Here is a 9,693-nt window from a genome sequence, read left to right as displayed (position 1 = left end):
CGGGCCCGGTGTGGGGGTCAGGGCGGTGGTGACCGTGGTCGCCAAGGCGCGCACGGTGGCGCCGGTGAGCATCGGCGCGGTGTCCACCGTGACGCCGAAGTCGTGCCCGATCGTGCCCCGCAGCCGGGTCGCGGCCAGCGAGTCCAGCCCCAGGTCGGTGAGGACGCTCTCCGCGCCGAGCCGCTGCGCGGGCACGCCCAGCACGGCCGCCACCCGCTCGGTGACCCGCGCGAGCACGTCCTCGGGGGTCAGCGCCCTGCGGTCGAGCGGGGCGGGCTCGTCCTCGGGACCGGAGGCCCCGTCCACGCGGCCGGCGACGTCAGCCACCAGGCCGGAGAAATACGGAATGCGAGCTATAGCCGGAAAAATCGTGACCGCTTGGCTCGTGTCAACCTTGACCACCCCGGCCGACCACCCCCGCCGGATCAGCTCCTCCAGCGACTCGATCCCCTCCTCCGCCGTCAACGGCTCCACAGCGGGCAGCGCGCCGGCGGAGGTCCCCGCCCACGGCCCCCAGGCGATGCTGATCCCCGGCAGCCCGTCGGCCACGCGCAGCTCGCACAGCGCGTCCAGCCAGGCGTTCGCCGCCGCGTACGCGGCCTGCCCCGGGGAGCCGAGCAGCCCGGCCGCCGACGAGAAGGCCACCCACCAGTCCAGGTCGAGGGACTCGGTGGCCTCGTGCAGACGCAGGCCGCCGGTCACCTTGGCGGCCCACACCCGTTCGAGGGTGCCCGCGTCCAGGCCGGCGATCAGGCGATCGTCGAGCACGCCGGCCGCGTGGAGCACGCCGCGCAGCCGTACGCCTCCGGCGGTCGCCGCCGCCACGAGCCGCTCGGCCGTCCCGGGCAGGGCGAGGTCGCCGGTCACGACCTGCGCCACCCCGTCGGCGGGCGCCTCGGAGCGGCCGTTCAGGACGACGCGGGTGGCGCCGCGCCCGGCCAGCCAGCGGGCGGCGAGCCGGCCGAGCCGGCCGGTCCCGCCCGTGACGACGTACGCCCCCGGCCCGGCGACGGGATCCGCGGGCACGGGCGCGGCCGGTGCCCTTTCCAGCCGGGCCGCGTACCGTTGCCCGCCGCGCCAGGCCACCTCGTCCTCGGCCGGGTCGCCGGCCAGCTCCGAGGCCAGGTCGGCGAGGTCGTCGAAGTCCACGAGCGCGGCGCGGGCCTCAGGACGTTCCAGGGCGAGCACCCGGACCAGCCCGCGCAGCGCCGCGCCCCCCGGATCGGGCCGCTCCCCCGCCAGCACGGCCTGCGCCCGCTCGGTCGCGATCGTCACCCGGCAGCCCCGCGTGACCAGGGCGGCGACGTCCAGGATCACCCGTCGCGCCCCCGCCGGATCGAGGCCACGTGGCGGCAGCACGACCGTGGGAGCGGCGTCCCCGGCGGCCGGTTCGAGCAGGGCACGCAGGCGGGCCGCCCGCGCGTCCCCCTCGTCGGCCTGGACGCGCCAGGCGCGGGACGGGCCCGCCACCCTCACCGGCGCGGGGGCCCAGGCGCGCACGACCAGCCGGTCTCCGGCCCGCCCCGCGCCGGGCACACCGCGCACCCAGTGGCGCACGTGCCGCCAGGGCGGGTGCGGCACGTCCACCACGCGTCCCCCGGTCCGCGGGGTGACGGCGGTGGCGGCGGTCGCCACCTGGGCGTGCAGGTCACCGGTGGTGAGCAGCGCTCCGGGCGGAAGGGTGGCGCGCAGCGCGCCGGTCAGCACGGGATGCGGGCTCAGCTCGGTGAACAGGGTGCACCCGTCCTCGACGGCCGCCCGTACGGCCTGCATGAGCCGCACCGGACGACGTACCCCCGCGGCCCAGTAGGCCCCCTCGAACACCGGCGCCTGCCGCGGATCCTCGAAGACCACCGAGTAGTACGGCACCACGGGCTTGCCGCCCACGACCCCGGCCAGCTCTTCCCTGAGCACCGGCAGCAGCGGCTTGACCTGCGGCGAGTGCCCCGCCCCCTCGGCTGTCAGCGTCCTGGCGAACAGTCCCCGCGCCGCCACCGACTCCGCGAACGCGGCCACCCGCGCCGGATCCCCCGTGACCACGCACTGCCCGGGGGCGGAGTGCACGGCCACGTGCAGGTCGGGGGGCACCTCGGCGGCGTCCACCGCCACCACGGCCATCGCCCCGCCGCCGCCCAGCCCGCCGAGGAGCCTGGCCCGTACGCAGATGACGGTGACGGCGTCCCGCAGCGACAGGCCGCCCGCCACGACGGCGCCCGCCACCTCCCCCATGGAGTGCCCGATGACGGCGGCCGGCTCGAACCCGTAGGCCCGCCACGTCTGGGCCAGCGCGAGCTGGGCGGCGAACAGGATCGGCTGGACCACCGCGACCCCCGAAGGGGCGGGGTCGTGCACGTCGATGCCCGCCTCGGACGCGAGCAGCGGGGCGACGGCGTCGATCGTCCGCCGGAAGGCGGGTTCGACCTCGTAGAGGCCCAGGTCGGGCGGCTCGGGGCGGTAGCCGCCGAAGACCCAGGCCGGCCCCCTGCCCGTGCCCGTCACCGTCGAGGGCCGCAGTTCGCGCAGCCGGGCAGCCAGCTCCGTCACGTCACCGGCCGGGACGGCGGCGGCGACCCGGCCCCGTCCGGCCCTTCTGGCGAGGGTGTGCGCGACGTCCCGCAGGTCGGCCTCGGGCCGCCAGGCCGCCAGCGTGCGGGCGTGGTCGCGGACCCTGTCCTCGGTGGTGTCGGTGAGCAGGAAGACGTGCTTGGCGGTGCTCCCGCGCGGGCTGCCCGGATCGCGCACGCCGTACGCGTCGAGGACGACGTGCGCGTTCGTGCCGCCGAACCCGAACGCCGACACCCCCGCCCGCGCGTCCGCCCTGGGCCAGGCGGTCGGCTCGGTGACGACCCGCAGGCCGTCCCAGGGGATGTGCGGGTTGGGGCGGCGGAAGTGCAGGCTGGGCGGGATTACGCCGTGGTGCAGGGCGAGCACGGTCTTGATCAGCCCGGCGACGCCGGCGGCGGCCTCCAGGTGGCCGAGGTTCGTCTTGACGGAGCCGAGCAGCACCGGCGTGCGGACGACGGCGGCAATGGCGCGGGCCTCGATCGGGTCCCCGAGGAACGTGCCCGTCCCGTGCGCCTCGACGTAGTCCGGGCCGCGCTCCCCGTACGCCTGCCGCAGCAGCGCCTCCTGGGCCTCCGGGTTCGGGGCGACGAGGCCGTTGGAGCGGCCGTCCTGGTTGACGGCGGTCGCGTGGACCAGCGCGAGCACCCGGTCGCCGTCGCGGATCGCGTCCGACAGCCGCTTGAGCACCACCACCCCGCAGCCCTCGGCCCGCACCATGCCGTCCGCCGAGGCGTCGAACGCCTTGCAGCGGCCGTCCGGGGCCGTGCCGCCGCCCCGGTCGAAGGCCAGCGTGATCACGGGGGACAGCAGCAGGTTCACACCGGCGGCCAGCGCCAGGTCGCACTCGCCCAGGCGCAGGCTGGAGACGGCCAGGTGCGTGGCGACGAGCGAGGAGGAGCAGGCGGTGTCCACGGCCATGGAGGGGCCGCGCAGGTCGAGCAGGTAGGACAGGCGGTTGGCGCCCATGCCGAGCGCCGCGCCGGTGGCCGTCCAGGCGTCCACGGCGGCCAAGTCGGAGGTGGTCAGGTGGGCGTACTCGTTGCCGGAGACGCCGGTGAACACCGCCGTCCGCGTGCCGGCCAGCGACCTGGGGGCGATTCCGCCGTGTTCGAGCGCCTCCCAGGCGGTCTCCAGGAGCAGCCGCTGCTGCGGGTCCATGGCCGCCGCCTCGCCCGGCGCGATGCCGAAGAACTCCGCGTCGAAGCCCGCCACGTCGTCGAGGAACCCGCCGTGCCTGCTCGCGCCCGCGAGCGCCCCCTTCCCGAACGCCTCCCACCGCCCGGCGGGCACCTCGCCGACCGCGTCGCGCCCCTCGATCAGCAACTCCCAGTACGCCCGCGGCCCGTGCGCCCCCGGGAACCGGCAGCCGACCCCGACGACGGCGACCGGCTCGCCAGGGGCGGGCGCGGGGCGCGGCGCGGGCTCGGGGGCGGACAGCGCGCGGACCAGCCGGTTGACGGTCGGATGCTCCCACAGCAGCGTCGGGCTCAGCTCCCGGCCCAGCAGCGCGGCCAGTTCCCCCGCCACGGCGACCGACTCCCGCGAGGAGAGCCCGTACTCGCCCAGTGGCCGGTCGGGATCCACGTGCTCACCGAGCCGCTCGACGAGGAAGCGGCGGATCTCACCTTCGCCGGGTACGTCCATGAGGGCTCCCATGCATCCGGGCTGATCGGCCAACATACCCGCAGGTCCGGGACGAGGGTCAGGCCCGGACGGAACATTCCTCGGCCGCGTTTTGTCACGCCGGTGATGATTTATCCGGCGGGACGCAACCGGCTCCGGAATTTCGTACGCCCGCTCATAGCCCCGCCCCCGCCGCAGCGCCTACCCTCACCTGCACTCCCGGCGAAGGGGCTCCCACCATGCGCCCGACCGCACCTCCCACCGCATCTCCCACCCGGCGTCCGTCAGCACGTCCAGTTGCGCGCGGGCTGGCGGCGGCGCTGCTCGTCCTGTCCGGCGTGCGCGCCTCCCCGGCCCACGCCGACCCCGACTGGTCGCTCGTCCCCGACGACTCCTCGGGGCAGTCCAGCGCCCGGCCCACCGCGCCGCCGGCCCCGGACACCGGTTACCTGCCCTGGCAGAAGGCCCTGTCCGGGCCCGCCCGCGTGGTGCGCGAGCGCCGCCTCGACGCCCGCACGCTCGACGTCCTCATCTCCTCCCGGGCGGTCGGCCGCCTGCTCCCGGTCCGCCTGCTGCTCCCCAAGGGCTGGTCGAAGAGCGCGAAGCGGACCTGGCCGGTGCTGTACCTGCTGCACGGCGGCGCGGACGACTACACCTCCTGGACCCGCAGGACCGACGTCGCCGCCTACACCGCCGGCCTGGACGCCATCGTCGTCATGCCCGAGGCGGGCCGCGCCGGCAACTACTCCGACTGGCACAACGGCGGCAGGGGCGGGCCGCCCGCGTGGGCCACGTTCCACACCGACGAGGTGCGCAGGCTGCTGGAGGTCGGCTACCGCGCGGGCACCCGCCGCGCGATCGCGGGCCTGTCGATGGGCGCGTACGGTGCCGTCAAGTACGCCGCCCGCTACCGGGGCATGTTCCGCTTCGCCGGGGCCTACAGCGGCATCCTCGCCACCCGCCTGCCCGGCATCCCGGCGGTCATCATGAACGCCCAGGCCGGCGAGAAGCAGAACCCGCTGGCGCTGTGGGGCGACCCCGAGCGCGACCGGCGGGTGTGGGCCGCCAACGACCCCCTGGCCCTGGTCGCGAACCTCAAGGGCGTCAGCCTCTACCTGTCCAGCGGCACCAACAGCTTCAACGGCCCGCTGGACCCGCCCGGCTCACCGTGGCACCCGGCGCACCTGGGCGAGCCCCTCTCGGCGTACACCGGGCGGGCCCTGAGCGAGCGACTCAAGCGACTCGGCATCCCGCACACCCTCCACCTGTACGGCAACGGCACACACACCTGGCCGTACTGGATCAGGGAATTCAAGACCTCGTACCCGATGATCCGCAAGGCCCTCGGCGTCTAGGGGACGATCGCCCGCACGTCCCATCCGGTGCCGTGCCGGCGCAGTTGGGGGACCAGTTCCGCCATGCCGGGCCGTCCGCGCCCGCGCCACGCGCCGATCCACCCGGCCAGCCGCTCGGTCGCGGCCGGGGCGCCCGCGTGGAACACGTCGCCCGCCGGGCCCACCAGTGTCACGCCGCCCGGCTCCGAGCAGCCCACGCCCCAGCCCTGCTCGCCGAGGGCCGCCGTGGTCAGCCCGTCGGGCCGGACGGCCATGAGGAAGGCGTGCAGGTCGCCGCCGCGCTCGCCGGGCGCGAGTAACCCGGTCACGGTGCCCGCCGCCGACGGCCCGGCGGCGCCGCGCCCGTCGGTGATCATGCGTTCGAGCAGCCGCATGCCGACGATCGGCTCGTGGGCGCGCAGCCATTCGGCCGCCACCCACCACATCCGGCCCGCCGCGTCGCGGGTCAGCGCGTCCACGCCGTAGGAGGGCACCAGCCACTGGTCGTACGGCTCGGGCCTGGCCTCGGCGAAGCCGCCCGGCATGAGCAGGTCGGCGGTGAGCTGGGCCGGGCCCGCGCCGCGCCGGAGGCGTACCACGCCCATGGTCCCGGCCAGCGGCGCGAGGTGCACCGGGGTGACGATGACCGCCCCCGGCGTGGCCTGGCGCATCCAGACGTCCGGGACGCGTACCGGCGCCACCCACGCGATCAGCCGGTCGAAGCCCGCGTGCCCCCGCCCACCGGTACCCTCGCGGACGCGGGACGGCACCGGATCGGGCACCCAGCGGGTGCCGTCGCCCGTCATCAGCCGGACGTTGCGGCACCCGTCGCCGGCCAGCAGCCGCGCGGCCCGGCCGGTCAGCCGGGCGTCGATGTCGAGGGAGGTGACGTGCCCGTCGGGGCCCACCAGCCGCGACAGCACGGCTGCGGAGAACCCGGACCCGGTGCCGATCTCCAGCACCCGGTGGCCCGGCTCCACCTCCAGGCGTTCCAGCATCCTGGCCACGATGAGCGGGTTGGAGGTCTGCGGGATCCGGGCGCCGCCCGGCTGGCCCGTGTAGGCGGGCTCGTCCACGCAGGCGAGGGCCCGCCGCACGGTCTCACCTGCCTGCGTCATGCGAGAACCACCTCCTACGGAACCTTGATCGTCTTCTTCTTCGTGGACCCGATGACCTCGACCCCCTCGGCGCCGATGACGCCGTCGAGCGCCAGCGTCACCGTGTAGGGAGCCGTGGTGGAAGGAGCGACGCCCGGCGACGAGCCGACGACCTCGATCCCCCAGAACTCGGGCTGCCTGATGTAGACCAGCGGGGAGAGCCTGACCTCCGTGCCGGGGCCGGGCTTGGTGCCACTGACGAGCAGGACGAACGAGTGGGGCACGGTGCCGGGAACGACTTTCGCCTCCTCGAAGTCGATCAGCCGCACCGAAGGAGGAGCAGGCAGCTCCTCAAAGTTCTCAACCATCAATGATCCCCCTCCGCGACAGCCGCGAAACCCGGCCGAGCCGAAGACTCCCCCACGGCCCAAGCTCTCACGCGCCGCGCGCCGGAGCCAGGCCCACGGCGAAACCCCCAGGAAAGCCGAAGGCCGGGCGCCGCCACACAGGCGGCGCCCGGCCTTCGCGAGGTCAGGACAGGGCTCAGGAGGTGTGCAGGTACACCTGCCCGAACACCTCCGACAGGTTCTTCAGGTCGGTGGCCATGTCGATCTCGGGCTTGGCCGGGTCGTAGATGGTCGCCAGCCGGGCCTTGACGGTGCCGAGCTTCTTGAGCTGCTCCCAGGTGGCGTTGGCGGCCCACTTCTCGCCGTACACCCGGCTGACCTGCCCCTGGTCGTTCTGCCAGCGCGACCAGAGCGTGACGGTCTCGGCGGCGTCGTCCTGCAGCGGCGCGGCGATACGCTCGGCGATGGCCTTGGTGGCCTGCTCCTCGGTGAGGGTGGAGGCTCCGGCGGCGGCGAACGAGGCGTCCTCGGCGGCGATCTGCGCGTAGGCGTCCCAGGCGCGGGCCCGGACCTGGATCCACTGGTTGCGCTGGGCCTGGGTGGCGTCGATCTTCCAGGTGGCGTACTCGGTGGCCAGGTGGCCGCTGTCAAGGGCGAGCTGGTCGAGGTAGCCCTTGCTCAGCCAGGCGCCGACGCGCTCGGGGTCGAGCAGCGGGTACTTCTTGGTCATCTCGGCCTTGCAGGTGTCGTTCTCACCGCAGCCGAGCTGCGGCACCACCGTGTGCGCGGCCAGCTTGCGGCCCGGCAGCAGCGTGCGCAGCGTGGTCGCGGCCTCGGTCACGAACGCGTCCAGCTCCTCGGCCGTGGCGAAGGTCTGGTTGTGGCCGAGCTGCGAGGTGAACCTGACGCCCACGACGCCGGGCTGCGCGGCGGCCAGCGCGGCGACCTTCTTGGCGGCCTCGGCCAGCTTGCCGGCCTTGTAGTCGTCGGCGAGCTCGGTGTCGAGCCAGACCCGCATGGTGGTCTGGGTCTGGGCCATGGCCTGCGTGGCCTGGCCGGCCGGGGTCGCCTGGGCGGCGGTCTTATCGGCGGCGCTGATCGCGTTCGGGTCGACGTAGCACTGGTCGCCGGCCTGGCACTCCGGCGTGCCGCCGTCCTCGGCGCCCGGCACGTCGGGCGAGCCGACGTCGTGGAGCTGGCCGTCGCCCTCACCGTCGGTGGGGCAGTCGTTGCCGTCCTCGCTGCAGTCGATCATGATGGGCGGCAGCGGGGCGGCGTCCCGCATGTTCTGGCCGTCGTTGTCGAGCCAGAACAGCGCCGTCTCCAGCGCCTCTTCCGGCGTGTTCAGCCAGGTGCACACCACGTACGAGGGGGTGCCGGCGGGCAGTTCGTCATTGCAGTTCCTGTCGCCGTCCTCGGACCACGCGGGAACACCGATGCCGAGCAACGAGAGAGTGAGACCGATGATGAGGACCTGCCGTAGCCGCCGTCTCATGGCACCTAACTTCCAGGGTGTGATCGTGGGCATATGAACAATAACCGGACGATCAAGGACGTTCAATGAGATCCATAGCGTTCTTCACGCCATGCTCAACACGTAGTCGCCGTCCCAGTCGTACGGCGTTCTCCCGGAATTCACCTACGGCGATCAACCGCGCCGCCAGTTCGTCCCTGGTCAGCTCGCGTACGGGCAACGGCCGCGGCCCCGCCCCGAGCGCCGCCACCCGCCGGGCCCAGAACGGCTGATCGGAGAAGAACGGGCACACCACGTTCGGCACTCCCGCCGCCAGCGCCGTCCCCGTGGTGCCCGCGCCGCCGTGGTGCACGACGGCCGCCGTCCTCGGGAACACCGCGTCGTGGGCCACCTCCCCCACCGCCCGCACGTCGTCGTCCTCGGCCACCGGCAGTCCCTGCACGACGCCGCGCAGCCGCGCCCGCCGCAGGGCGCCGACCACCTCGGCGGCCACCCGCTCCGGCTCGTCCGGAACCATGCTGCCGAACCCCACGAACACGGGCGGCGGGCCGGACTCCAGGAAGTCCTCGACGTCGTCGTGCGGAGGCCGGCCGGGCAGCCGCCAGTAGCCGGTCAGGTGCACGTGGCCGGGCCAGTCCGGGGGCCGGGGCACGACGAGGGGGCTCACCCCGCACAACACCGGCACCCGCGCCCGCCGGTCGGCCGCGAACGGGCTCCCGCGCAACGGCCGCAGCCCCAGCGCGCCCGACCGCAGCCGGTTCACCATGCGGCCGAGCACCAGCCAGCCGAGCCGCTCGATCAGGGCGTAGCTGGCCCGGTTCCCCAGCGGGCCCAGGGTCGTCAGCGGCACCAGCGGGTTGGGGAAGGCGCGGGTCGGCTCGCTGGGCTGGAAGTGCAGGATCCGGTACGGCATGCCGTAGCGGTCGTGCAGGTGCCGGCCGAAGGCGCCCAGCGCGGGGGCGAGGACCATGTCCGCGCCGGCGCACGCGGCGTCCACCTCCCCGACCAGGGTGGTGGCCAGGGGCTCGACGACCGTCCGGAACCCGCGGACGAACCCCGCGGGGCCGCTCGCCAGCCACCGCTGCCCCTCCTCGCTCTCCATGACCGCCCGCGGATCCACGCTGAGCGCGGCGAACGTCACTCCGGGGCCGGCCAGCGGGGCGTACCGGGCGGCGGCGACCAGCGTGACGGCGTGCCCGCGCCCGGCCAGGCCCCTGGCCAGCGCCGCGCACGGCTGCGCGTCCCCCCGCGAC

6 protein-coding genes are annotated in these 9,693 nt (G+C 75.0%); 1 reads left to right on the top strand and 5 read right to left on the bottom strand.

Annotated features, from left to right (window positions below):
• The coding region (locus FAF44_RS49430) for a type I polyketide synthase (RefSeq protein WP_237110423.1) at positions 1 to 4,209 on the bottom strand (4,209 nt) is incomplete at its 3' end.
• Positions 4,210 to 4,427: 218 nt separating this feature from the next.
• On the opposite strand from FAF44_RS49430, the gene FAF44_RS49425 reads away from it, so the two are divergent.
• Positions 4,428 to 5,543 carry an alpha/beta hydrolase family protein gene (locus tag FAF44_RS49425; RefSeq protein ID WP_237110422.1) on the top strand — a complete coding sequence of 372 codons (1,116 nt, stop codon included), beginning with the start codon at positions 4,428 to 4,430 and terminating at the stop codon, positions 5,541 to 5,543.
• Here the strand turns inward: FAF44_RS49425 and FAF44_RS49420 are convergent.
• The 4 genes from FAF44_RS49420 to FAF44_RS49405 form a co-directional block, all read right to left on the bottom strand.
• Complete coding sequence (locus FAF44_RS49420) at positions 5,540 to 6,640, bottom strand: protein-L-isoaspartate O-methyltransferase (protein WP_237110421.1); 1,101 nt, start codon at positions 6,638 to 6,640, stop codon at positions 5,540 to 5,542. The genes FAF44_RS49425 and FAF44_RS49420 overlap by 4 nt on opposite strands.
• 14 nt (positions 6,641 to 6,654) lie before the next feature.
• Complete coding sequence (locus FAF44_RS49415; protein ID WP_237110420.1) at positions 6,655 to 6,987, bottom strand: hypothetical protein; 333 nt, start codon at positions 6,985 to 6,987, stop codon at positions 6,655 to 6,657.
• Positions 6,988 to 7,162: 175 nt separating this feature from the next.
• On the bottom strand, positions 7,163 to 8,461 hold the full coding sequence (locus tag FAF44_RS49410) for a hypothetical protein (RefSeq protein ID WP_237110419.1): 1,299 nt from the start codon (positions 8,459 to 8,461) through the stop codon (positions 7,163 to 7,165).
• A 52-nt stretch (positions 8,462 to 8,513) separates the two neighbouring features.
• Positions 8,514 to 9,693 (bottom strand): glycosyltransferase (locus FAF44_RS49405; RefSeq protein ID WP_237110418.1); only part of this gene is annotated, 1,180 nt, incomplete at its 5' end.

Source organism: Nonomuraea sp. MG754425 (genome assembly GCF_021699195.1).
Classification (GTDB): Bacteria; Actinomycetota; Actinomycetes; order Streptosporangiales; family Streptosporangiaceae; genus Nonomuraea.
This window is presented reverse-complemented; position numbering and strand designations above follow the sequence as displayed.

Bases quoted from the DNA above. Each gene is read 5' to 3' on its own strand.
- FAF44_RS49425 (WP_237110422.1), top strand. From the start codon at position 4,428: ATGCGCCCGACCGCACCTCCCACCGCATCTCCCACCCGGCGTCCGTCA.
- FAF44_RS49420 (WP_237110421.1), bottom strand. From the start codon at position 6,640: ATGACGCAGGCAGGTGAGACCGTGCGGCGGGCCCTCGCCTGCGTGGAC.
- FAF44_RS49415 (WP_237110420.1), bottom strand. From the start codon at position 6,987: ATGGTTGAGAACTTTGAGGAGCTGCCTGCTCCTCCTTCGGTGCGGCTG.
- FAF44_RS49410 (WP_237110419.1), bottom strand. From the start codon at position 8,461: ATGAGACGGCGGCTACGGCAGGTCCTCATCATCGGTCTCACTCTCTCG.